Origin of the sequence: Candidatus Symbiopectobacterium sp. NZEC151 (assembly GCF_025962655.1) — a bacterium.
In the GTDB taxonomy this organism is placed as follows: domain Bacteria; phylum Pseudomonadota; class Gammaproteobacteria; order Enterobacterales; family Enterobacteriaceae; genus Symbiopectobacterium.
The window spans coordinates 446,249-471,457 of record NZ_JAGFPE010000004.1 but is presented as its reverse complement, the minus strand read 5'-3'; the positions used below and the strand labels follow the sequence as shown (position 1 = coordinate 471,457).

Here is a 25,209-nt window from a genome sequence, read left to right as displayed (position 1 = left end):
AATAAACCGGGTGGCAACTATCTGTCGGTGATGGTTCACAACGGTATGGCTTAGGTTAGCGGCCCATTGCCACCTCGGGGGGATGTGCAGGTGTTGAACGTCGTGGGGCAAATGCGCAACATTAATTCACACAGCTCACAGACACATCCCGCTATTTTCTGTACGCTCAGATTACTGATACGGATTCGAACTTGAGAACGCCTAGTGAACAGCTTTGACCTGTCGTTGCTAAAATATATTCAGGAACACAGCCCGGTATTTATTGAGGATGTTATGTCAAAATTTGGCAAAACAACCTCGACGTTGAAGCGTTCGCTTAAAGGTATCAACGAGTTTCTTGAGCCTGAATATCATCTGCATATCGATGGACAATCGATAGTCACCGCGATCACCTATCGCCAATACATCGATTTCCTGACCAGAATCCCTTTCAATCGTTATATCACCACCGCCGAAGAGCGGATCAAAAACCTGAGTGTGGCACTGTGCCTGCACGACGTGGTGAATAAAAGCGAGTATTACCGAAAATTCAATGTCAGCTCAACCACCTTAAAAAATGATAATCCGGCGTTATATACCTTTTTACAGGCAAATCATCTCTCCATGACTGCCATTCCCCGCCAGGGATCGCGTCTGGACGGTGACGAAATTATGCTGCGAATTACCATCTGCCTGACAATCCTTAAAACAGTCGAAATTGGCGATGACAACGTATTGGTACCGCATAAAGCCAATGAACCCATCAATAAATCCATTGCCACGCAATTTCTCACAGCGTGTAAGGAGGAGATTGCCCTCGCGGCCGATCTCTACCAAAGGCAACTGAGCCAGTGTGTTACGCTAGGCTATAACAGTAAAAAATATTTCCTGGTGTACATGAGCATTGCCCTACACCGTATGCGACGTGGGCACGTCATTGCCGACAGTGATAATCTCGATTTTATTCAGTCCTTCAATTTTACATTGCTCAACCGTGCACATGAGGATCGGTTTCTTGACCTGCTGATTTCTTCTTTGACCTACACCTGGCGGCCTTTTGCTATTTATGATGCCGCGTTGATTGCACAGGTCAGGCAATTATGCAAATCGCTCAAGCCCCTGCTCAGGGCAAACATATACAATGCCTTCCCTTTTTTTGCTGAGGTTTATCCGTTTATCTACTCGGCCATCATACAAAACAAATTCAATCTTTATTTTGATGACAAAAAATTGCATGAGGTTCAGACACGTTATGCCTCACTCTATCAAGGCGTGGTACAAGCCACTGGCCCGATTGCCGATCATTATCGTATCAGGTTCTCACCGGTACATTTATCCACGTTGGTGCTGATACTCAAAAAATACGAGTTGCAAAATCGCATTCACAGTGAAGATAAAAAGCGTGTGATCATTGTTACTAACTCATCGGAAAGTAAGGTAGGTTATTTTAAGGAAGTGCTGAAATCACACTTTCATATCGACATTATTGGCTGCGTCAACATTAATGAACTACACACGCTCAAACAACTGCCCTTCGATTTACTCATTACCTTTACCAACAAAATATCCAGCTATCTGAAGTATTATCAACTGCCCTACATCAAGGTGAATTTTTATCTGGACCGCGATGATATCTCGCTGCTGAGCGAATGCGGGCTTTCGCGGGCAAAAAAGAAAATCCCTACTGAGGACTTTATTCAAGACATTGACGGGTTGGATCGCGCACAGATCCGTGCATTGCTGGAGCAAAAATACCCCGATTTCTTTATTTGACACAGCACGGACAGCGCACAGCAATCGCAGCACACAGTGCGTGAAGATGTCGCGCGCTGCCCGGGGCAAAATAGGCCAGCAACATCGCCCTGATGAAACCGGCGCCAAGGTGGTCGCTCCGGTGAGCTGGGTTATTCTTCAAACAACTGTTGCTGACGCCGTCCCCGACAGTAGACATCCAGCAGATTCAGGTCATCATCGAGCACCAAAATATCGGCATCCTTGCCGGGGGACAGCGACCCTTTACGATCTGCTGCGCCGGCAAGCAATGCGGGGTTTTCACAAGCGATTCTCGCCACCGAGACCAATCCGTGATCGAGGCGGCCAACAATATTCTTCACGGAATCCAGGAAGTTCATTTCCAGATGTTTTACCGTTTGATAATCACACGGGCAAACCTGACGCGTATCACCACCGTCGGCAGCGATTTCCAGTTGCCCTTGCTTGATGCGAAATGTCTCTTTGCGCAGATAGTGGTAAAACTCATAACCTTCAGGAAAATCTACATAACCCATGCAGTCGCTCATCAATACCATGCGCCGATCGCGTTTTAACCGGTAGAGCAAATCGAAGGCTTCTGGCTTAATCGTGATCCCGCTTTGTTTCGCCACTTCCGCATAGGTATCCTGGTAATACATCAGTGCACCAACCACACCCAACTCGCGGTGGTGAAAGCCGCGCATCCCGCTGTAAGCATGGGTAAAATGGTTTAATCCCGCCTCTATTGCCGCCGTGATTTCGGCAAAGGTGGCATCGGTGTGCCCTGCCGATACCGTAATGCCCTGCGCGTGCAAATGTCGGATAACCTCCAGCGCCCCTTCCAGTTCGGGCGCTAATGTCATCAGGCGAATATGATGACCGGCTAGCTGATTGAAGCGCTCGAAGCTGGCGATACTGGGGCGTTGCAAACAATCGGCCCGTTGCATACCGAGATGCTTCTCACTGATATAGGGCCCTTCCATATGAATGCCGATGGCCTCAGCTCCATCAGCAGCCGTTGCCGTAGCGATAAAATCAGCAGCGGCCACTAACGATGCTTCAAGGAAATCATTTGGCATCGTGCCGGACGTGGGTAAATAAGCGGTAACGCCCGCTTTAACCAGATCGTGGCTCATCCACTTAAGGGAAGATTGATTGCCCTTGTAAGCAAAAGAACCTCTGCCCCAGCCGTGCACATGGATATCGACAAAGCCGGGCATAATGATTTGCTCGCTGTGATCGATATAGTGGGAGGCGCAGTGAGGCGCGAAGCCGCAAATTTTTCCTTCCTGTATCTGGAGATAACCCGATTTGATGCCGTCGGGGAATACAATCCGGTTGGATTTAATCACACCTGAGCCAACATCATTCATGATCCCTCCTCAGCACCCGCTCAGCAAGCTCATCGGCCAGCACCGCACACAGCCCGATATAGGCGGCCGGATCGAGCAAATCAGCAATTTCTTGCACCGTAAATTGGCTCGCTATCACCGGGTCATTGCTTAACACCTTACTGTATTCGAGATGTTCATGGGTGCTGCGCATCGCCATGTTATAAACCAGTTCGTGCGCCGGATCTTTGCCCAGTTTATCCACCAGTTTCATCATGATTTTTTCGCTGTTGATTAACCCGTGCGTCAACATCACGTTGTCATGCATCCGCTCACGGTTAATCACCAGCGTTCGCGTCAGTTCTTCCCCACGCAGGATAATTTCCGCCATTAATTCAATACTTTCTTGCAGGCTGGCATCAAAAATAAAATAGGCTGAGCTGTCTGCTTCGAAGGGGCGTGGGCAAACATACAAGGTTGCCGTCAGTACCGAATATAATTTTTGCGCATTGGCAATGATCCCTTTCGCCAGCTTGGGATTCACCTTTTGCGGCATGGTGCTGCTGCCTACCGTGCCTTTGGCAAACGCTTCAGACACTTCGCCAAATTCTTCACTCGAGGTTTGGTAGACCTCTTCAGCAATTTTATGCAGCGTCGTTGCCAACAGGCACAGGTTGCTGATGTACTCAGCGCGGAACACCCGGGCATTGCGTGAAGGCACCAGCATCGAATGCATACCAAGCTGTTCCGCGACCAAGTCCTGCACGGCTCTGCCCGGCTCGCCGGTCGCATGGAAAGCGCCTACCGCGCCCCCCATCATCACGGTAAACACCCTTTTCTCCGCCTGTTGCATGCGATCCACGGCGGCCAGCAATTCATAAATCCATACCGATACCTTATAACCATAGGTGATCGGTAAAGCGTGCTTGCCATGCGTGCGCCCCGCCATCAGGGTGTTTTTATGCGCTTTTGCCAGGTTAGCCAAATTCACCAGCGTGGCATCCACAAACGTCATCAGTTTCTGGTGGAATTTTTTTACGATAAACAGGTGTGCCGTCTGCTGAATATTCTGTGTTGTCACCCCATAGTGCACATACTTGCCACTCTCGGCATCACACGCTTTCACCAGCACCTTGATAACGGGTACAAACCCATGGCCAATCTGGCGCATCAGGCGATCAATCTCGGCGAGATCGATGCGCGCCAACTGGCAGTTAGCGGCAATATTTTCAGCCGCCGCGGCGGGGATCATCCCCACCTTCGCCTGCGCCAGCGCCAACGCCGCCTCCACATCCAGCCACGACTGGACTCTGGCTTCGTGGGTGAACAGATCCTTCATTCCCTGGTGGTCAATGGTTTTACTTTTAGAATCATAAAGCGCGCGCATACGTCTTCTCCTTAACGTTGTGTGATGCCGGCAAGGTGATCGTCTACCGCATTGCGGACAAACTCGACATGCGGCCCGAACACAACGTGAATGTGATTACTGGAAGGAATAAAGGTGCCTAAGGAGCCCGCCTCTTTCAGCAATTCCATGTTCATCAATTTCTGATCGCCCAGATCGATACGCAGTCGCGACACACAGTTTTCAACGCGTTTGATATTTTGCTTACCGCCCAATCCCTGGATCACTAATTCTGCTACCTTGTCGTACTCTTTGTTATTCAGCAACGCACTGTCTGCGGTTTCGTTCTCACGGCCAGGCGTTTTGATATCAAATTTGCCAATCGCGTAGCGGAATACGCCATAGAACACAATAAAGTTAACCGCGCCCAGCAAAATCAGGTTTACCCACTGGGTGTTTTCATACATCAGCCCAAAGATGCCGAAATCAAAGATGGTGCCGCGAATATAGCCAATAGACACTTCCAGCATTTGCAGCGGGATGGTCAGCAGACCGCACAATATGGCGTAGATAATAAAAAGTTTTGGCGCGATAAACAGGAAGGAAAACTCAAGCGGTTCGGTGATATTGCCCAGAAACGCCGTGAGCACAACCGTCAGTATCATCCCCTTGGCAAATTTCTTGTTCTTGAAATAGGCCATGTGGTACATCGCCAGGCCAATCGCCGGAACGCGGAACAGCGTGGTCAACATCTGTGACGATGCAAGATAGCTGCACAGGGTTGGCATAAGTTCATTCCACGCCGGGTGATTCGGCCCTAACTCAAACAAGATCTTGTTCATGGCGGGCAGGATGCCGACATAGGTTTGGCCATCAATCAGATAAGTGCCCCCCGCTTCCGTAAAACGCACGGTCGAACTCAATACATGGTGCAGGCCAAACGGGATCAACAAACGGTTCAATGTCATATAGATCCCGGCACCGATATCAGGCGCCATCATCACCGTAGAGATGCTTCTCATTCCATAGGTGAAGACATCCCAGATAAAGGGAATAATCAGCCCCACCGGGATAGTAAAGGCGATAGCGAGGATAGCGACCGATTTCTTGCCGCTGAAAAAGGCAAATGCCAGAGGAAGCTGCAAGCGATAAAATCGGTCTGTGACTTTCGCGGCCAACAGGCCGGCAATAATGCCGCCCAACGCTTCAATTTTTAGCGTATGTATGCCAAGCACCATCCCTTGCCCGACAAACGCCATATTTTCTGTGACCAATTGCCCCATTAATTTGAGATGAACGTGCATTGATATCAACAATGTCAAATAAGCAATCACGGAAGAGAATACCGCAATGCCTTTTTCTTTCTTCGACATCCCATAAGCGACACCCATGGCGAACAACAGTGGAATATTCTGGAACACGACGCTGCTGATGAGGCCGACGGAAGACAAAATCATCTTGCAATAAGCATTCCCCAAAAAAGGGAGCTTATCGATCATATAGGCTTGCCCCAGCGCGCTACATATCCCCATCAGCATCCCGACCGGCGCTAACACAGCGATAGGCAATAATAGGGAGCGTCCAAACGTTTGTATTTCGTTTTTAAAGTTGGAGTTCATAATAGGGTCCCTGGTGTATTTGGCATCACCATCAAACTACGCTTGCACGTTCGCCATCAAGGCCAAATACTGACTCATTCAAGGCTCATTTTTTGTCCGTAATAAAATATGATTGGGTTCACACTTCTGATAGCCGATGTTTTACCGATGAGGGAAACGCTTGAGGGGAGAAGAACACCGGGCTTACTACAGGCGAGTCGTACCAAATAAAAAAGCAGACGCCGATATCGGCATCTGCTTTTTTAAGGTTACAGCAGTGATGATCCCATCACTTCTTCAACATTACAGCCTCATGCTGTCGTATTGATGTTACGACCAATCGCCGGGTTAGCAGGCAATTGCGGAATCGACTCAATCAAACCGAGCGCCGCAGAAGCTTGATTATCCAACGCTTTCTTGAACACGAGGGTACTGGCTTCATTGCGTGTTTGCATGTCATTGAGGCCGGTAGCCAGCGCTGCAATCTGCGAAACATCCATAACATTCTCCTGAAAAATGAAGTAATTACTCTCGGAGATAACAACAGCCTTTACCTTATCACGTGGAGCAGACTGTCAGACGTAGTATCGGATCGCTACAGACAAAGTTTATCATTTTTACTTTTCTATACGTTACAGCAACCGATTCATCCCCAGCCTTGCTGGCGTGCTCACCGTCAACATCACTGCACACTGCGTTTAATGAGCTAAAAAAGCAGCTTAGCGTTGCTGGCAGGCTACCTTGGAGTGCACCGAACTGACTAAGTAAACGTCCTTCATCAACATCTCAAATTTGACAACATCATTTTCTCCCACCCAAGGAATGGTGTCATCGGGTGCGTTGTCATTAATGTGCTTATCCACAGCGAAATTACGTATTTTTAGATGATTACCAGTCCACTGCGGGTCAAAGCTAAGGGTTCGACGAAGTGTTTTAATCACATTATCGCTCCCCACATAAACACCACTAATGAGCACCAACGCGCGTTCTTTATCACTCAAATAGATATATACATCATACTCTTTTCGAACCAGCGATCCATTTTCCATACCCGACGACTTTACTTTTCCCTGACAAACCAGTGGATTAGGGATTCTATTTCCATAAAAAAGGAAAAAAGCACAGGCTAAAGAGAAAAAGACCAGAACGCCGATCGTAAGTGCTATTTTTTTTCTGATTTTAATAATTAACATAAGTCACACACTCTTTCCCGTCCTGCTTGCAGGTAATAATGATTTCATTCCGCTTATCCAACGCATCAGAAATGACAACCTTTTTAGATAGAAAAAACAGCACATTGTTGGAGCATAAACTCTCTACGGTGCTAGCGGAAAGCGTATCATCCTCATCGGTCAAGCGGTCATAGAGGTAGTACATCTCGCATTTGCCGTTTCCATCCATCTGTAAAGTGCTTCGGGCAGGAAAATAGCTCTCCTTTGCTGCGATCATGGTAAAACCCGCCAGGAACAGCACAGCAATACTGAGAACGCTTAATCCCCACCGAAAAAGATGCCCTTGCTTTTTTTTATGCTGGACAAGCGCGGGCTGAGGCATGGCGGGTGAACCGGTCGATTCATCGGTTTCAGTCCCTTCCGGCAATGCTTTATCTTTTCTATTATTTTCAATAACATTGACATCACTGATATTAAAAATAATACCCGACTTTGGCACAGTAACAATCGCATCATCAAGATCGAATTCACGAAGCACTTTTCTCAACAAAGAGACATAATTGTTCAGATTATTAATCGAAGGCGATAGCGCATGTTTCTCTAACGCCTCACGCATCAACAACTCACGACTGAGTAACGTGCCAGGATTCGTTATCAATGTTTCAAACAATCGGGAAACCGGAATACTTAGCGATACCGCCTCATCTTCTCGCGCTTGCCATGACAATGTTCGTTCATCCGAGTCGAATATAATTAATTGATTAATAAAATAGATCATGACAATCCTCTTTATGAAATGTCATTGCCATCAGCAGATAATCAGGCTGTATAACGACATCTTTTTAGTATTATATAACGCAATAGAAGACAAGCATCTTGCCAGGCTTTTCAAGATGAAAATTATTACTTCTATTTTTCCATCAAACGGAGATTTAAATGTGGCACAAGCAACTGAGGAAATTCTTTTTTTACAGGATATGGAGCCACATCATTGTTGTCAAAGATTATTTATCTTACCGTCGGGAATCATACCCTAGTCATGTAAAATTATCTAATCACAATGAACAAGATGATAATTCTTTAATTATTTTTACATATCCCCCTGCGTAAAAAACGTTTAGCACCTTCCCACTCAAGAAATCTGACAACACAAAATCACATCTAATCGCGACAAAACCATAGAAATCAGAATAAAAACCTAAATAAATTTATATAATCAGTATATTATCTATATTTAACTAAAATAGTTATTATGTTGTACTTAACAAGGAACTCACCCTATTATTCGTACCGTCATTTTAGCTTTTCTGCACAAACTGTTTTCTTCACAACATAATTTATTATTGTGTTGGTTAAACCAAAACATATTAACAAGGTATGGAAATAACTTATGAAATTAACTAAAGCCGCACTGGCCTCAGCCATCGCCATGACTTTTATGCTTAGTGCCAATGCTGCCGACACACATAATGGCACCGTGACATTTAACGGAAAAATCATTGATACGCCGTGCTCTGTCGATCAGGATGATTTACAGCAGACCGTAGAGTTTGGGGAAATCAGCAAGGCCGTTCTGGAGAATGGCGGTACCTCTGACATTAAATCATTCGATATCGCCTTAAAAGATTGCAGCCTTGATACAGCAACAACGGCGAAAATCGTTTTTAATGGCGGTACCGCTGCGGGCAGCAACAGTGAACTGCTGGCATTGAACGGCGCGGCATCTGGCGCGGGCATTGCCGTTAAATATTCTGGAAGCAAAATCAAGTTTGACGGTGCCACCCCGGCAGTCAATGCATCCCCTCTGTCAAACGGTGATAATACGTTCTCCTTCTCTACCTACGTAGAGAAGCTTCCTACCCCGCAGTCAGGCACCGCTGTTGATATCACTACCGGTGAATTTACCAGCACAGCAAACTTTGTTGTGTCTTATCAGTAACGGTCACTAATTAGGGAAACAATGGCACGGACGCCGCTTTAAACACTGTCATTGTGGAGAGATAGGGTGAAAAGGTTTTTTTTATACCGTGTGATTTATTTCATTCTATTTTACATCCCTGTTTATTCCCATGCCGAATGGGATGAACAAAGAGGTGATGTGACTTTTGGGGGAAGTATTACGGCAACCCCCTGTTTTCTCTCTAATGAATCTATCTATCAACGCATTGATTTTGGACAAATCAGTACCAGTTCGCTGATCCCGTCATTTTCAGCAACGAGAATGATAGAAATAAAATTGTTAGGCTGTTCACTCGCGGCAGAAAAAGACATCAATAAAGCAGGAAGCAGTGCAAAAATTACTTTTCTCGGTCGACAGAGTCAACAAAACCCACAATTATGGGCTGTTTCTGGTGAAGCATCAGGTATTGCATTACAGCTTTTGACTGAGACAAACACGCCCATTCCTTACGGTAGTGAAGGCAGCGACTTTCAATTAATTGAGGGTGATAATACGCTTCGCTTTGCTGTGAAACTTATTGCCAATATGGACCAGATAACCGTTGGTGAGTTTTACTCCATTATCAACTTCACAATTTCTTATCACTGATATTTCGCATGCCTTATCAAATTACCGGTCTAACAATTATGTTAAAAAAACTGTTCAGCATAGAAAAGAAGCGTGTTCTATTACGTTTTGGCATTGCTATTTTTTCGTTGAGCGTTTCAGCGCTGCATGCAACAGAATTTAATATTAACGTGTTGGACGTGGATGAACGTCAAAAAATCGACCTGAGCCACTTTTCCGATCCAGATTATGTCACTCCGGGGGAATATCTGCTGTCCATCAGAATCAATGCCCGAGAAATTCAGCAAAGTAAGGTGAAATTTCTGCCGTCGGGGCCAAACAATAATAAACCGACAGCCTGTATCACGCCTGACATTGCTAACAAACTGGCGTTAACAAAAGAAGCCAGCGGCATGATCGTTTTATGGAATAACAATGAATGCGCCGATCTCACCCCGATTTCCGGGGTAAAAATATCTAATCGTATCGGTATGGGCGATTTGGATATCACCATTCCGCAAGCCTGGCTACGGTACAGTGACACCAACTGGACACCGCCTGAACAATGGGATGAAGGTATCAATGGCGCATTGCTGGACTATAATCTGGTCGGTTCAGCGCGGCGTAATACCAATAATAGGGGTTCAGATCGTTATCTGAGCAGCTACGGTACGGCAGGCTTCAATCTGGGCGCATGGCGTTACCGCGCTGACTATCGCTATTTCCGGCAGCAATCTCGTACCACGGAACGAGACCAGTTCTCTTGGGATCAATTCTACGCGTATCGTCCACTGCCGATGATGTCTGCGGACCTGCGGCTGGGCGAAATGTTTTCCGGCAGTAATCTGTTCGATAGCTATCGCTTCACCGGGATTGCATTAGAAAATAACGAAAACATGTTGCCACCGGCAATGCGTGGCTATGCCCCTGAAATTCGCGGTGTCGCCCGTTCCAACGCCCGCGTCACCGTCACCCAGAACGGACGCGTGATTCATGAGACCACCGTACCGGCTGGTCCTTTCGCGATCCAGAGCCTCAGAAGCGGCATCAGCGGCACGCTGAACGTTGAAGTCACGGAAGAAGATGGCTCGGTTTCGCGTTTTCAAACAGAAGCTGCCAACCTGCCCTACCTGACGCGTCCTGGCCATGTGCAATACAAACTGTCAGCCGGGCGACCGTCGAATAACGATCACCATTTTGAGGGTCCTGCGTTCTCTTCCGCAGAGGCCTCGTGGGGCCTCAGCAGTTCCTGGTCAGTGTACGGGGGGACGCTGCTTTCTGACAGCTATCAATCCTGGGCAGCGGGCGTGGGGAAAAACCTTTATTTGCTGGGCGCACTCACGGCAGATGTCACACAGTCGCGCGCCACGCTGGAACAAGCGCCCTCAACGCTGATGGGACACTCTTTTTCTCTGAACTGGTCCAAATTCTTTGACAGCATCGAGAGTCAGGTCAGCTTTGCTGGCTATCGTTTTTCTGAAAAAACATTTATGAGCATGCCGCAGTTCTTGTCGGCACTGAATTACGACAGTGCCCTGTACAGTGAAAAAGAGCGCTATAGCATCACGGTATCGAAAAACTTTGCCTCAGAGAAGACATCACTGCTGAGCGGTATGTCCACCTACCTGACGTATACCCACAGCACATTTTGGAATGCTGCCGAGCAGGATCGCTATGGCGTTTCATTAAATAAATATTTTGATTTCGCAGGCATAAAAGGCATTTCCGCCAACCTGTCTGCCTATAAAACCACGTATAACCAGCGTAGCGATGACAGTATTTATCTGAGTTTTTCGATTCCGTTACGGGACAAAGAACGCGTGAGCTATAGCGCGGGCAGTTTCAACAGCGACGTCAATCAAACCCTGACTTACACCAATAACCGTGCGCCGGACAATAACTGGAATCTGAGCACGCGCTATAACGACCAGGAAAACAGCTACCTCAGCGGAAATTACAATTATCTGGCCTCGACCACCGATGCCAGCGTCAGCGCGGCCTGGCAGCAAAATAGCTACACCTTCCTGAGCGGTTCATTGCGCGGCGGGATCACCGCAACCCAACACGGTGTTGCTGCGCATCCAAAAGGAAATAATGGCGGAACCCGTATCATGGTGGACACGGACGGGCAGCGCGATGTGCCTTTTGCCCAAAGCCGTGTCACCACTAACCGTGCCGGGCTGGCAGTCATCGCCAATACCAGCAGCTATTATGACGTTTCCACCCGTATCGATGTGCAGAAACTACCCAAAAATATCGAAGCGACCACCAACGTGGTGCAAGGCACGCTCACCGAAGGTGCCATTGGCTACAGAAAATTCACGGTAGTCAGCGGCGCAAAAATTCTCGCCAGCATCATGCTAGAGAATGGCAAATCGCCCCCTTTCGCCGCTCGCGTCAAAAACAGCAAAGGCCGCGATGTTGCCATGGTATCCGATCAAGGTCAGGCCTATATCACTGGCGTTTCTGAGAATGAAACACTCTCCCTCTTTTGGGAGGGTAAAAACCAGTGTCAGGTAACGCTACCGGCCACCCTCAGTTATTTAGATCAACTATTACTGCCCTGCAAATAAAACAAGCACAGTTAATCATTTGCGTTTTTTGGAGAACAAACATGAGGATTTTTTTACCCCTTCGACTGATAGGGCTGTTTATCAGCACGATTCTGACAACGCCCGTCGCTAGCAGTGCTATCAACCTTGATCGCACGCGGGTGATTTTTAACGAGAATGAGCAATCCACGACGGTAATGCTCTCGAACCAAAATGTAGAGAATCCGTTTCTGGCACAATCCTGGTTAACGGATGAGAAGCGCAACAAGATTTCTACGCCATTATTGGTGCTTCCGGCATTGCAACGTATCGAGCCCAAAGGACACAGTTTGATCAGTCTGGTAAAAACCGGCCAATTGGCGCATTTACCGAAGGACAGAGAGTCGCTGTTTTATTTAAATGTGCGGGAGATTCCCCCAAAACCAGAAAAAGCGAACGTATTGCAAATTGCTATTCAGTCGGAAATAAAAGTCTTTTTCCGCCCGCAACAGATTACTCCGGCAAAAGGCGAAGTCTGGCAAAACAAGCTGAGAATTACCAAGTCTGGCAAGCAGCTCAGGATTGAGAATCCTACGCCCTATTACATCACGGTCAGCAATATTTTACAGCAGTCCAAAAATACCCATCAGAGCCCGACACGCCTGTTGGCGGGCAATGCCTTTATGGTGTCTCCGAGAGGCAGTATTGATGTCGACGTAACGGACAACAGGGCGAATCAATTTTTCCTGTATTACGTGAATGATTACGGTGGTCATCTGGAATTGCCGTTTACCTGCACCCAAAACCGTTGCCAGCCCATCACGTTGTGATGGGGTTATTAAACATTTATTTCGAATGCTATAAAGAGAGGACGGGCCTATGCCTTTTCTAACCACCACTACCCTCCGTACACTTATTTCAAGCGGCGGTTTGCTCCTGCTTAGCACATTCTCATTCCACGCTAATGCGCTGGAATGCCGTTTAGGCACCACGACCGGTCCGGTAAACGATTATGAAGATGTCGGGACATTAAAAATCCCCGCCACCTTGCCAATCGGTAGCCGCCTGTGGACCTCGCAAAGTTATACCCGCAACCTTGCCTGCTGGTCCTATAAGATCGTGGAATCTAACGGTGAAATGTCCTACTTTTACCCCAACCCTGAAGGGAAAGTCATTGGTGAAGGTATCGGTATCGGGATTATCTACAACGGCCTAGACCTCGGTATTATCACCAATGGCGGTACCAGCGCTTCACGCATCTCCACCGGAAGCTGGGTCAATCCGGGGCCGTCCGGTACCCTTCCGCCCCCTAATCCCACCATGCTGAACGTCACGGTACAGCTCTATCTGGAAAAAACCGGCAATATCACGAACGCCACCGCCGGGGTTGACGGACTAAAGGTGTTTCAGATCGATGGTGTGGGGGGAATCAACAATAAACCGGACAGTAACTACGGTCTCACGCTCTCAGGCTTGCACGGTATTGAAGTGATGCAATGCTCCGCGAACATTACTGTCTCACCGGACAGCTACGTCGATTTTGGTACCATAAAGTCATGGAATGACGCCAATGCCGGTGTCGTAGCCCAGTCTGTATTTCGCATCAACGCCTCAACGGACGGTGGGGAGGATTGCGGAAAAGGCTTTAATTTGAACGTTAATTTTGATGCGGCGGCACAGGGAAATGCGCTGGTCGGCCTTGATGGGATGGATATGGGCAACGGTTCGACGCTGAAAATTGAAGAGCAGCATACTGCCAGCAATGTGACGTTCAACCAGTTTATTCCGTTTATCAGCCAACTCACTTCCGCAAACGGCGTGGTAGAACGCGCTTACACGGCACGTTTATATGCCTCTGGCCCGGCGGTTATCGGTGATACGGAAAAAAATATCATTCTGCGTTTTAACTATTATTGACCGGTGCTGCACGTTTACCGTCACGTGTTTCAAGAGGATAAAAATGAACAACCACGCTATTCGGCTGGCACGCCTGTCTACATTCTGCCTATCCGCGTTAGCATCAGTCACGGCATGGGGGGACGCGCCGTCCAACCTGACTGATGCAACCGTGACCTTTCATGTACAGGTGGTGAGTTCCCCCTGCAACCTTCAGGACAATAATGAGATTATTGTTGAAATGGGTGAAACCTCCACGCGCACACTGCAAACTCAGCGCCATGGGGACTGGCACACCTTCACATTAGGCTTTACGGAATGCAATACCGACACCTTTCAGAACGTTGCCATTCAATTTTTAGGCACTGAAGACACTAACCTTCCCGGCCGCCTGGCATTAGATAGCAGTTCGGGAGCCAAAGGCGTGGCGATCGGTATTTACTACGCCAATAGCCTCCTTGCCATCAACAACAACTCAGCGTGGATCCCCTTGCAGGTCGGCGATAATATCCTTCCCTTTTCAGCACGGATTGAAAAAACGGCAGACGATACGCTGCAATCCGGTGACTACACGGCAACGGCACACTTTAAACTGAGTTATCTCTGAACCGTGCGCGTTAGCGCACCCAAACCGGGTGGTGACAAAGGCCACAAATCCTGCGCCAAAAGAAACAAAGAAAAAACATTTTATTGGCATATCTTTAACATTTTAATAAATGTCTTAAAGTTATTTCTAAAGAGTCCGTTGTTAACTAAACGTAGGGCTGTTTGGAGATATCATCATGAGAGCATGGTTTTTGTATGGCGCACTTCTGTCATGGGCTGGTTTATCACTTCCCACCGCGATAGCCTCTTCCACCATCAACACCGGCGTTATTCATATTGTTGGCACCATTGTTGAACCCCCTTGTGATATTTCAACGCAATCACAGCAGGTGACGGCGCAGTGTTTTCGGCAAGGACAACAACATACGCTCACCCTCGCTCAGCTAACGCAACAGCATACATTGCCCCAGGGCGTGGGCTATATTGCCCCCCTCTCCTTAAGCGAAACGGTCAAAGTCGTGGTGATCAGTTACCAGTAACGGCAGACGCTCGTCTGCCGCCAGGCGCGATTGTTATCACGATACCCTAAAAAGTGTGGCCTTCACCGGCCACACCATCAGGAAAGAAACGCGATCCCTTGCTTAAGCACCAGATCGCAGGCTTTGGTTTTGACTTTTTCGGCCAACGGCGTGCTGCCGATATTATTCAGGTTTAGCGCCTGCCCATCCTTGGTCTGCAACATCCCGGCCATTCCCTGGGTGTAATCCGTTTGTTTCTGTTTTTCGGCGCTGTTCAGCCCCAGTTTATCCAGCAATTTATCTTTGATATTTTCAGTATTGGTAGCGGAGACCAGCTTCTGCTTGATGCAGTACTGCAAAATGCCTGCGGCATTGCCCATCGTGCCCGCGCTCAACGCCTGCGTGCCGCCGCCGAGCAAACCGGTTAAATTACTGGTTGAGCCGCCGTTTTGCCCAAGCTGGCTGGCCGCGCTGGACAGGGTATCCTGCCAGTTGGCAGCCTGAAGGTTTCCTGTCATCAACAGGCTGGAAAAAACGGCGCAGTACAAGGTGCGATTTATCAGATTCATCACGCGGTCGCTCTGGTATATGAAAACGGGTTCATGAAAACGGGTTCAATAAAAAAGGAGATACACTGCCGGGCAGTATACCTCCTCTTTATCATGGCAACATCAACGGTTGCCGCGCATTCTCCGTTACAGCACGATATTACCGACCACAAAACCGAATGCCACGGACAGCGCAATCGTTAACACCCCCGGCACCAGAAACGCATGGTTAAAGACATACTTGCCGATGCGGGTTGAGCCGGTGTCATCCATTTCCACTGCCGCCAGCAAGGTCGGGTACGTTGGCAGGACAAACAGCGCGGATACCGCGGCAAAGGAAGCGACCACCGTAACCGGGGAAACGCCAAGCACCAGCGCGGCGGGCAGCAATGCTTTCGCCGTCGCTGCCTGAGAATAGAGCAGCATCGATGCAAAGAACAGTATAACCGCCAGCATCCAGGGATAGCCTTGCAGCAACGCACCCGCAGTGCTTTGGATATCATTGATGTGCGCTTTGACAAAGGTATCCCCCAACCAGGCAACGCCCATGACGCACACGCAAGCACTCATCCCCGATTTAAAGGTGCTGGCAGAAAGCACTTTGCTGGTATCAATTTTACAGGTGATGGCAATGAGCGTCGCGATGGTCAGCATGAACACCACAATAGCTTCGTTACGCGGCAACACCGGGTTAGCAATCAACTTCACCGTATCGCTGATTGCCGTGGCGTAGCCCACAACGGCAATAATTCCAAGCAGGAACAGCAGTACCGACAGTTTGGCACCCGGCTTGATCACCAACGCACTGGCGGCGCGCACCGACACTTCGCCATTTTTAAGCCGCTGTTGATAGACTTCATCATCTTTCAGCTCTTTACCCAGAAAGTTGGTGACAACCGCCGTCAACAGCACGGCAGCAAGCGTTGTCGGGATACATATTCCCAGCAGCATCAGATAGCTGATACCGTGCGGTTCCAGAATACCGGCGGCAAAAACCACCGCAGCAGAAATCGGCGAAGCGGTGATCGCCACCTGTGAGGCGACGACGGCAATGGAAAGCGGACGAGACGGACGAATCCCCTGCTCTTTTGCCACTTCCGCAATCACCGGCAACGTTGAAAATGCGGTATGCCCGGTGCCCGCCAGCAGCGTCATAAAGTAGGTGACCAGCGGCGCGAGGAAAGTGACATATTTAGGCTGACGGCGTAACAGTTTTTCCGCCAGACTGACCAGATAATCCATGCCCCCCGCCACCTGCATGGCAGCGATGGCAGCAATCACTGCCATGATGATTTCGATCACATCGAACGGGATGGCTCCCGGTTTGATATGAAGGCCAAGCGTCAGCACCAGCACCCCTAACCCACCGGCAAAGCCGATACCGATGCTACCAAGACGAGATCCTAGATAAATGGCAAGCAGAACGACAAAGAGTTCCACGACAAGCATACAATGCTCCTTAACGATGGTTAAAAGTCGTGCGATGGTATTGTTGTTATTATCTTTTTTTTATAAATGGACATCAGGCACAGGGCTAACCTGTGCCTGCGGTTAATCACTGGGAGAGTTAGACGTTTTCGTCGGTATAACGCTTCGCTTTGTAGGCCGGATGCATCAGGTTTTGGGTGGAGAAAATGTCATCCAGTTCACTTTCGGTCAGCAAGCCACGCTCCAACACCACTTCACGCACGCTCTTGCCGGTTTCGGCGCAAATCTTGCCGACAATGTCGCCATTGTGGTGGCCGATAAACGGGTTGAGGTAGGTAACAATGCCGATGGAGTTGAACACATAGGCTTCACACACCGCTTTATTGGCGGTGATACCGTTAACGCATTTTTCCAGCAGGTTGTAGCAGGCGTTGGTGAGGATCTGGATAGATTCAAACATCGCCTGACCGATGACCGGCTCCATCACATTGAGCTGCAACTGACCCGCTTCAGACGCCATGGTGACGCAGGTGTCGTTGCCGATCACCTTGAAGCACACCTGATTGACCACTTCCGGCACTACCGGATTGACCTTGGCCGGCATGATGGAAGAGCCAGCCTGCAATTCCGGCAGGTTGATTTCATTCAGGCCAGCGCGCGGACCGGAAGAGAGCAAACGCAGGTCATTACAGATTTTCGACATCTTCACCGCCAGGCGTTTCAGCGCACCGTGCACCATCACGTAAGCGCCGCAGTCGGAGGTGGCTTCAATCAAATCCTCAGCCGGTACGCACGGCAGACCGCTCACTTCCGCCAGACGTTGTACCGCAAGGTGCTGATACTCATCCGGCGTATTCAGACGCGTACCGATGGCGGTCGCGCCCAGATTCACTTCCAGCAGCAGCTCTGCGGTGCGCAGCAGGTTTTTGTTTTCTTCTTTCAGCAGCACATAGAAAGCATGGAATTCCTGACCCAGCGTCATCGGCACCGCGTCTTGCAACTGGGTACGCCCCATTTTCAGGATGGTTTCAAACTCTTTGGCCTTGCGCTCAAAGCCGTCAGCCAGCTGGGTGATAGCCTCAACCAGTTTCAGGATGGAACTGTACACCGCAATACGAAAGCCGGTGGGATAGGCATCGTTGGTGGACTGGCATTTGTTCAGATGATCGTTAGGGTTAAGGTACTGGTATTCGCCTTTGTTATGGCCCATCAGTTCCAGACCAATGTTAGCCAGTACTTCGTTGGTGTTCATGTTCACCGAGGTGCCCGCGCCGCCCTGATAGACATCAACCGGGAACTGGTCCATGCATTTGCCGTTGTTCAGCACTTCATCGCAGGCACGGATAATGGTGTCGGCGATCGGGCGAGGGATGGTTTTCAATTCACGGTTCGCCAGCGCAGCCGCTTTTTTAACCATCACCATCGCGCGCACAAATTCAGGAATATCACTGATTTTATGATTACTGATATAAAAGTTCTCGATGGCACGCAAGGTATGAATACCGTAATAGGCATCGGAGGAAACTTCACGGGTACCCAACAGATCTTCTTCAATACGGATGTTATTTGACATAGTCACTATTCCTTTTTTTAATTCATGAACCGTTTTTATTATTGACCCACCGGTTCACGCTGTTTACAAATAGGGTCCATGGATTCATCAGCCAATAAAAGGCCGCACGATATTTATCAATATCGATTAATATTAAGGCGTTACGAATGCTGCGATGCGCGGCCCGAGAGCGTTTCTCAGGTCGTCATACTCCCCCAGCATATGATTCATGGGTATAGAACGCACCACATCAGCGATGCGTATTCTATCTTTCGGTAATAGCGCCTGGCGCTATTTCACTCTTTTTTTATTTTACTGAAAATACGTTATCCTTATTCCGAGGTATCATCGGCATTGATAGAAACCAGTTTTTCAATACCGCGATTCAGACTTTCCAGTTTAGGAATAAATACCGTCTCGATAATTTCACGCGTCACATCACAGGCCTCCTCAACAAAGGCACTGTATTCATCACGATGTGCCAAAATATACAAGGAGCGCTTCATGTTCAGTTGTTCAGGCATATGCGTCAGCACCTGGCGCGAATACGCTTCCGATTGTAAAAAGCTGATCGGTGTGGTCACCGCCCACCCCAAACCTGCGGCAACCATCGCCGTCAAAGTATCCGCATTATCAAACTCAAGCTGATTCGGTACGCGGATATCAATTCGGCGCAAATAACGCTCAATCTGCATGCCAATCTGTGAGTTGCGGTTAAAACGTACCAAAGGCATTGCGACCGAAAGCTCGCGAAGATCTTCAATAGTCCTGATGCGCTTGCGATAATCCGGTGGCGTAATGATGAAATAACCTTCAGAAAACAGGCGATAACGCACCACGCTGTCACTGTCCATCAGCGGATCGCTGGTCACGATAAGATCCAGTTCGCGCCGAATCAACGCCTCACCTTGTTGCGGACTCAGCCCGGTTCGGATTAACAACTGCGATGAGCTGCTCAATAAGCGTTTGGTAAACACCGATCCGCAGGTGATGGCAAAGGAATCCACCAGGCCGATGCGCAGATCCGGTTTAATGCCCTTACCCGCTTCAAGTACTTGTGCTTTCAGGTTGGCAATTTCCTGCGTCAGCACCTCACCGCGATTTTTCAGCGCAATGCCATACGGCGTCAGCACAAACGGACGGCGCGTCCGGTTTACCAGCATCACGCCAAAATCATCTTCCAACTGGCGGATGGTCTGCGACACAGCCGATGGCGTCAGCCCTAACCGGGAAGCGGCCGCTGTCATGCTTCCCTCTTCCGCTACGGTCACAAAAACCTGAACGGCATACATATCTAACGATTTATTGGCTGACATTGTTTTTTTAACCATTGAATATCGTCCGCGTTGTCATCACCATCAATTCGGTTCAGCACGCGATGGACCTGACGTTCTTTCGCATTGGCGAGAGCCGCAGACCTTGTCACTGAGACCAGCTTAGAGAGCCGAGCATCGAAAAAATGTAGAACATGTCACTGATTAATTTTTTCTTATAACTAGATTTAGCCACACTCAAGGTATCACATCGTGATAATTCACTGTGGTAAGCGAATAATTCGCTATTTTTTCTGCCTCAACCTGCCCACAACAGAGAGCAGGTCTTTGACGGCGTTTGCTGTATCCCTAGGTCTTTTATAGAGATTTGCCCCAACGCTGCGTCAGGGCAAGGTATATCGTGGTGTGTATTGCACGTGTTATCGGCGACAGATGCAAGGCCGATTTGAGGAGAGCAGGCATACGCCATGCGTTATCAAGGTGGGCAAACAGCGTGAGCCACTGCGGGCAGGTTATTTCACCTTGCGGTACTGGGGCTCACGCTGTTCTTGCGTCTGTTTGGCATCAATGCTGCGTTCTGCCGTCGGGCGCAGCAGCAACCGGCGCAGGCCAATGGGCTCCCCGGTCTCAATACAATAGCCATAGTCTCCCATTTCGATACGGCGCAGCGCATCATCGACCTTTGGCAGCAGGCGACTTTCTCTGTCGATTTGTCTGAACAACATGCGTAGTTCTTCTTCATGTGCCGCTTTGTCAACGTCATCACCACTGGTATCGTAGCGATAGATCTCTCCCTTCAGTTCCCCAATGTGCGCCAGAATGGTCTGCCGCTCCGTTTCCAACCGCCGACGGAAAAAATCCCGCTGAGCGCTATTCATATAGTCTGCTTCTGACATAGCAAGCAGCGCTTGTTCATCAATAGGCTGCGTTGAATCGTTCATTCAGGCTCCTCATGTTGTTCTATCTCCAGGCTGTGCAATCCACTCAACATTCACAGCAAGGTGCGCAAACCACGCGCTAAAATATGTTATAACATAACATTTATTTTTTTGACTCCTTATGTAATAACAAATTCACCCTGCGCAAACTGTGTTCATTCACATAAAATAAGAAAATAGCCTTATGGTTAGCCCGTTCCGTCAATGATTCTGTGTTATCAACGCTGGAAATGGTGCATAAATGCCTGCTGTAAGGACAGCAGCGGGACGGATTGGTGAGACTGCCCGGCATGAATAAAAAGCGAAACGTCGAGCTTATCGCCACCCGCTGCCTGTAATCGCCACGACAGCTCGCGAACGCCATCAACCATCCGGCGCTGGCGTCGATGCTGGCGCAACGCGTCGCGCTGTGCCTCGGGTAACGCCAATTCCCATCGCTCCAGCGATTGCTCCCACTCTCCCACGGATAAAAACAGCACGGGCGTAGCGGGGAGCGCCTCTGTCACATCGGCCTGCAAAAACGCTGTCGCCACATCATTGATATACCCCTGGTTCCACCATACCGAAGGGCTGGAGGCATAGTAGTGTTGAAAGGCATGGCGGCAGGTAAACAGGGTATTGAGCGTAAACAGGCCACCGTAGGAGTGCCCGAACAAGGCTTCTCTGCTGGGATCGACAGCGAATTGTTGCCGGATATAGGGCTTGAGCTCATGTTGAATAAACGCCAGAAAGGCCTCTGATTCTCCTGCCAGCCCGATCGGGTAATAGCCACCGTACGGATTTGGCTCAGGCACCCGCTGCGCCACCGCCGGGCGATAATCCCGCTCACGCAGCGTCCCTTCCCGATAACCGATCGCCACCACGACACCCGGCGTCATACAGCAACGAGGACGCGCCAGCGTGCGCATCAGGGTTTCCGCCACCGGGAAGTGTACGTCACCATCAAGCAGATACATCACCGGCCATCCCTGTTCAGGCGCTGGCTCATCGGGCCAGGCAATAAACAGCTGATAGTCCCCGCAGGTGGAAGCAGTGAAAATCTCCTTCCGCGTTGGATAATGCTGATACAAAAATGACACCCCTCTTGTTCTGTTCCCTGTCCTGGCCCGCCAGTAGGCTGAAGCAAAAACGCATCAGCCCGGCAATTGTAATCCCAGTGCACGCAGCATGGTACCCAGTTTCCCGGCGATCTCTTCCCACTCTTTCTGAGCGTCAGAGCCTTCTACGATCCCGGCACCGGCGAAAAAGCGCACCTGCTGCTGCCGAATGATGGCACTGCGGATGATAATAGCCCATTCACCATCGCCGCGTTGATCGCTCCATCCCACAATACCGCTGAACAACCCGCGATCGTAGGGCTCCAATTCCGCAATCAACTGTCGCGCGGCTGCCGTCGGTGTACCGCACATCGCTGGCGTGGGATGCAGCAGGCAACCCAGTTGCATGACACTATTCTCCGTTTGGCACAGCTCTCCCTCAATAAGTGTGGAAAGGTGCCACATGGTGTTGGTTGCCAACAGTGAAGGGGTCGACGGTGTGATAAGTTGACGGCACAGTGGGCGTAAATGCCGGGCAATATCTTCCACCACCATGCGGTGTTCCTGCTGATCTTTATGCGAATCCAGCAATTGCTGACACTGAAGTTTATCGTGCAGCGGATCTTGATGACGACAAATTGATCCTGCCAAGGGGTTGCTCCAGATGCGTCGCGCATTTTTGCGGATCAACAATTCCGGGCTGGCCCCGACTAAAACGCCCCCCTCCGGCAGTGGCAGGGAAAAGTGATAAGCATGGGGATTTTGCACCCTCAAATTGTGCAACACCGCCGAGCAATCTACAGGCTGTGCTACGTCCACCTCAAGCAGACGCGATAACACCACTTTGCGGATTTCCCCCTGACGCACACAACGCAGCGCAGCCCCTACGGCAGATTGAAAATGCCGAGCGTCGGGCAGGCTGTTCACATGGGTAATCGTGGCCGCCGGGCTCGCGCTGTTAATCAATGCCAGCGAGGCATCAGCCTGTCTGAGGGAGAAATGGTAGTGCTGCGGAATGAACAAGCAGGATGGACGACGGGTATCAAAAGGGATGGCACCGACGACAAGCGGAGCGCAAACGCCTTGTTCCCGCGCTCGCGCCATGCTCGCTTGTACCTTGTGCCATAGCGATCGGCCATTATCACCGTCGGTTTGTGCCGGTTGTGAAATCCGTTCAAAAATGCCCGAGGCAATCACACACCGGTGCGCGGAGTAATAGGAGAAATCTGCCGGTCTTTCCGGCGGGTTACTGGCTTGGGTTACAATAGCATCCAACATCGTGTCACCTTAAATGATGAAATTAAACACGCCTGATAGATCTCATGCGGATATTCACATCTTGTGAAACGGATCGCTATTTTGCGAACTTCCCCTAAGCGATTTATCAATCGCAATCATCAAGAAAACCCGTTGTTGATTGAAAATCCGTTCCTACGCACGCGGTGACGCTGACCTCAGCCCCTGGCAGAACGTTGCAAGGTTCCCGCGTCAACACGTTATTACAATTGAGAATCATTATCAACAAGGAATGTTGCGCTATAATGCCGTTGTCAGGAAAAAAGAAATAAAAACAAGAGAGGGGGAGATAAACATGCACGTCAATATTCGACGCGCACTAATAACCGTTGACACTGCATACAAAAACATACTTGTGATCTGAGATCATAATATCAAATTATCATTATCGTCCTTATTTATCGTGGTGAATTATCATCATTATACCTTCCAGGTGATTCGCAGTTGGTGTGCTTTTTTTACTTATTAAAAAGGCCGAATATCCAGTGATAGATAAACGTAGCGTTATTTGTAATTAGCCGATAAATTCGCGTGCTACGCTTCATGCAGTACCTTATTTATCATCGCCGGATAATAAAATGCTACGTATACTCAACGCCAATAGCACAACCTACTACGCAAATACCATCAAGAAAAGTGATGGCAATCTGGAAAAAAGAGACAAATTAATTCCTACGTTTCAGAATCTTCTTTCGGTAAAAAATACAGCGACGGAAATCAACATTGCAAAACGTGCCAAAAAAATCCCTTTCAACGTTGATTTGCTGGTAGATATTGCTGAAACCAAAAGTGATTTGTTAGCATCAATAAAGCTGCTGAAAGGCCGCCTCGATCAGGAGGAATCTCTTTTATTAAAAAACCGACTGTATTACAACAATACGCTGCATCGCTTAAAAAATAAATTAATTGTCACACTGTCGCAGTGCAACAGAAACATCCTTCGTATCAACAATAAAATCCCACGCTCCGAAAATAAAATAGCATTGAGTGACTCAACGCCTATCCCGCAAGAATATGACGGTTATGTCACGGACACGCTCTCCGGTGGCAGGATGACCATGAACAACTGCCTGGCGCATACTCGAGAGATGGCGAATCACGCCCGGACACAATTTGAAGCGCAAACCACGCAATTGCATCATACCTTCACCACCACAATCAAAGAGACGCAGCAAAATATCGGTGAAATAAACAGCCAGATCACCGCATTAAATACCGCGCTGGAGCAGCAGCAATCGACCGCTGATGAAGCCCTGCGCAGCGTTGACTCAAACCACTCACACAACAAAGCCATCAAAAACCTGAAATTGGTGTTAAAACAGATTAAGAAGCAGGAGAAATATAATCACAACGCGGCAACCGCACTGCACGCGTCGCCCAACCCATCGGCCGGCAGCAAGAATGCAACCGCCGCACCGGTTATGGATATCACAGCCATCACCGCTATTATCAAAGAAAATCAATCCCTCAACTCGGCATCCCGCCAAAACAGGCAACCGATTACCTATACCTTAGTCAAAAAAGACGATGAGGCCATGTTGATTTCGCTGACCCAAAATCTGGGTAAAGACGTCATCAGCAATGAATTTAAGCATGACATCATACACATCCTGACAACGCTAAAAGCAACGTCGAGCGATGCACTCCCTGATAGTGAAATTCGCAATAAACTTAATGACGTTCTGAGCGCACTTGATAGTGCCAGCACGCTAACGCCCGCGTTAATCAGCGAAGGACAATATGTGGCATTGGCACAAAAGCTGCTCCTTGCCTACAACGCCCAAGAACCGATGCGGCTGGCGCTGTTTAATCAGGCTCAGGAAATCTTACAGCCAACCCCGCCAACCTCGGCGCTGAGCAGTGAAAAAATCAATACGCTAATCCGCTATCTCACGGAGGGTGGCCTCCACGACAGCTGACCCTCATTCTGACGACTGCGGTAGCCGTTTGGTCTTCTCTCTC

22 protein-coding genes are annotated in these 25,209 nt (G+C 49.0%); 9 read left to right on the top strand and 13 right to left on the bottom strand.

Features of this window, described 5'->3' with window-relative positions; all coding sequences use genetic code 11:
* Window positions 1–273: 273 nt before the first annotated feature.
* Window positions 274–1,752, top strand: a complete 1,479-nt coding sequence (locus J5067_RS15415; RefSeq protein WP_264651488.1) for a hypothetical protein — start codon at window positions 274–276, stop codon at window positions 1,750–1,752.
* A 131-nt stretch (window positions 1,753–1,883) separates the two neighbouring features.
* Here J5067_RS15415 and nagA read toward each other — a convergent pair whose 3' ends face one another.
* From nagA to J5067_RS15385, 6 genes are all read right to left on the bottom strand, one after another.
* A complete protein-coding gene (gene nagA / locus J5067_RS15410) occupies window positions 1,884–3,104 on the bottom strand; it encodes an N-acetylglucosamine-6-phosphate deacetylase (protein ID WP_264628367.1) in 1,221 nt (406 codons plus the stop codon).
* Window positions 3,097–4,449 carry an adenylosuccinate lyase family protein gene (locus J5067_RS15405; RefSeq protein WP_264643303.1) on the bottom strand — a complete coding sequence of 451 codons (1,353 nt, stop codon included), beginning with the start codon at window positions 4,447–4,449 and terminating at the stop codon, window positions 3,097–3,099. Before J5067_RS15405 ends, nagA begins: the two co-directional genes overlap by 8 nt.
* 11 nt (window positions 4,450–4,460) lie before the next feature.
* On the bottom strand, window positions 4,461–6,026 hold the full coding sequence (locus J5067_RS15400; protein ID WP_264643304.1) for a PTS transporter subunit EIIC: 1,566 nt from the start codon (window positions 6,024–6,026) through the stop codon (window positions 4,461–4,463).
* 290 nt (window positions 6,027–6,316) lie between these two features.
* Entirely contained in the window at window positions 6,317–6,505 is a 189-nt protein-coding gene (locus J5067_RS15395; protein WP_264643305.1) for a YjfB family protein, read from the bottom strand.
* A gap of 219 nt (window positions 6,506–6,724) precedes the next feature.
* On the bottom strand, window positions 6,725–7,198 hold the full coding sequence (locus J5067_RS15390) for a FidL (protein WP_264651487.1): 474 nt from the start codon (window positions 7,196–7,198) through the stop codon (window positions 6,725–6,727).
* The gene (locus J5067_RS15385; RefSeq protein WP_264651486.1) at window positions 7,185–7,955 is read right to left on the bottom strand and encodes a winged helix-turn-helix domain-containing protein; all 771 of its coding nucleotides are present in this window, start codon (window positions 7,953–7,955) and stop codon (window positions 7,185–7,187) included. The genes J5067_RS15390 and J5067_RS15385 overlap by 14 nt, the downstream gene beginning before the upstream one ends.
* 612 nt (window positions 7,956–8,567) lie before the next feature.
* On the opposite strand from J5067_RS15385, the gene J5067_RS15380 reads away from it, so the two are divergent.
* The 7 genes from J5067_RS15380 (at window position 8,568) to J5067_RS15350 (ending at window position 15,195) form a co-directional block, all read left to right on the top strand.
* Window positions 8,568–9,116, top strand: coding sequence for a fimbrial protein (locus tag J5067_RS15380; protein WP_264643308.1), 549 nt, complete (start codon window positions 8,568–8,570; stop codon window positions 9,114–9,116).
* A 66-nt stretch (window positions 9,117–9,182) separates the two neighbouring features.
* Window positions 9,183–9,725, top strand: coding sequence for a fimbrial protein (locus J5067_RS15375; RefSeq protein ID WP_264651485.1), 543 nt, complete (start codon window positions 9,183–9,185; stop codon window positions 9,723–9,725).
* 38 nt (window positions 9,726–9,763) lie between these two features.
* Window positions 9,764–12,256, top strand: coding sequence for a fimbria/pilus outer membrane usher protein (locus J5067_RS15370; RefSeq protein WP_264651484.1), 2,493 nt, complete (start codon window positions 9,764–9,766; stop codon window positions 12,254–12,256).
* A gap of 41 nt (window positions 12,257–12,297) precedes the next feature.
* Complete coding sequence (locus J5067_RS15365; protein WP_264651483.1) at window positions 12,298–13,044, top strand: molecular chaperone; 747 nt, start codon at window positions 12,298–12,300, stop codon at window positions 13,042–13,044.
* Window positions 13,045–13,093: 49 nt separating this feature from the next.
* A complete protein-coding gene (locus tag J5067_RS15360; RefSeq protein ID WP_264651482.1) occupies window positions 13,094–14,131 on the top strand; it encodes a hypothetical protein in 1,038 nt (345 codons plus the stop codon).
* A gap of 43 nt (window positions 14,132–14,174) precedes the next feature.
* On the top strand, window positions 14,175–14,717 hold the full coding sequence (locus J5067_RS15355) for a fimbrial protein (protein WP_264643313.1): 543 nt from the start codon (window positions 14,175–14,177) through the stop codon (window positions 14,715–14,717).
* A gap of 175 nt (window positions 14,718–14,892) precedes the next feature.
* Window positions 14,893–15,195 (top strand): type 1 fimbrial protein, encoded by a 303-nt coding sequence (locus J5067_RS15350; RefSeq protein ID WP_264651481.1) that lies wholly within the window; start codon window positions 14,893–14,895, stop codon window positions 15,193–15,195.
* 77 nt (window positions 15,196–15,272) lie between these two features.
* Here J5067_RS15350 and J5067_RS15345 read toward each other — a convergent pair whose 3' ends face one another.
* From J5067_RS15345 to J5067_RS15315, 7 genes are all read right to left on the bottom strand, one after another.
* Window positions 15,273–15,743: a DUF2501 domain-containing protein gene (locus tag J5067_RS15345; RefSeq protein ID WP_264643315.1), complete on the bottom strand. Its 471-nt coding sequence runs from the start codon at window positions 15,741–15,743 to the stop codon at window positions 15,273–15,275.
* Window positions 15,744–15,869: 126 nt separating this feature from the next.
* The gene (locus J5067_RS15340) at window positions 15,870–17,171 is read right to left on the bottom strand and encodes an anaerobic C4-dicarboxylate transporter (RefSeq protein ID WP_264643316.1); all 1,302 of its coding nucleotides are present in this window, start codon (window positions 17,169–17,171) and stop codon (window positions 15,870–15,872) included.
* A 118-nt stretch (window positions 17,172–17,289) separates the two neighbouring features.
* A complete protein-coding gene (gene aspA / locus J5067_RS15335) occupies window positions 17,290–18,723 on the bottom strand; it encodes an aspartate ammonia-lyase (RefSeq protein WP_264643317.1) in 1,434 nt (477 codons plus the stop codon).
* Window positions 18,724–19,034: 311 nt separating this feature from the next.
* Window positions 19,035–20,033, bottom strand: coding sequence for a LysR family transcriptional regulator (locus tag J5067_RS15330; RefSeq protein WP_264643318.1), 999 nt, complete (start codon window positions 20,031–20,033; stop codon window positions 19,035–19,037).
* A gap of 455 nt (window positions 20,034–20,488) precedes the next feature.
* Window positions 20,489–20,917 (bottom strand): TraR/DksA C4-type zinc finger protein, encoded by a 429-nt coding sequence (locus tag J5067_RS15325; RefSeq protein ID WP_264643319.1) that lies wholly within the window; start codon window positions 20,915–20,917, stop codon window positions 20,489–20,491.
* A 215-nt stretch (window positions 20,918–21,132) separates the two neighbouring features.
* On the bottom strand, window positions 21,133–21,984 hold the full coding sequence (locus J5067_RS15320) for an alpha/beta hydrolase (RefSeq protein ID WP_264651480.1): 852 nt from the start codon (window positions 21,982–21,984) through the stop codon (window positions 21,133–21,135).
* A 63-nt stretch (window positions 21,985–22,047) separates the two neighbouring features.
* Window positions 22,048–23,229, bottom strand: a complete 1,182-nt coding sequence (locus J5067_RS15315; RefSeq protein WP_264651479.1) for an isochorismate synthase MenF — start codon at window positions 23,227–23,229, stop codon at window positions 22,048–22,050.
* Window positions 23,230–23,825: 596 nt separating this feature from the next.
* On the opposite strand from J5067_RS15315, the gene J5067_RS15310 reads away from it, so the two are divergent.
* Window positions 23,826–25,166, top strand: a complete 1,341-nt coding sequence (locus J5067_RS15310) for a hypothetical protein (RefSeq protein WP_264651478.1) — start codon at window positions 23,826–23,828, stop codon at window positions 25,164–25,166.
* Window positions 25,167–25,209 lie beyond the last annotated feature (43 nt).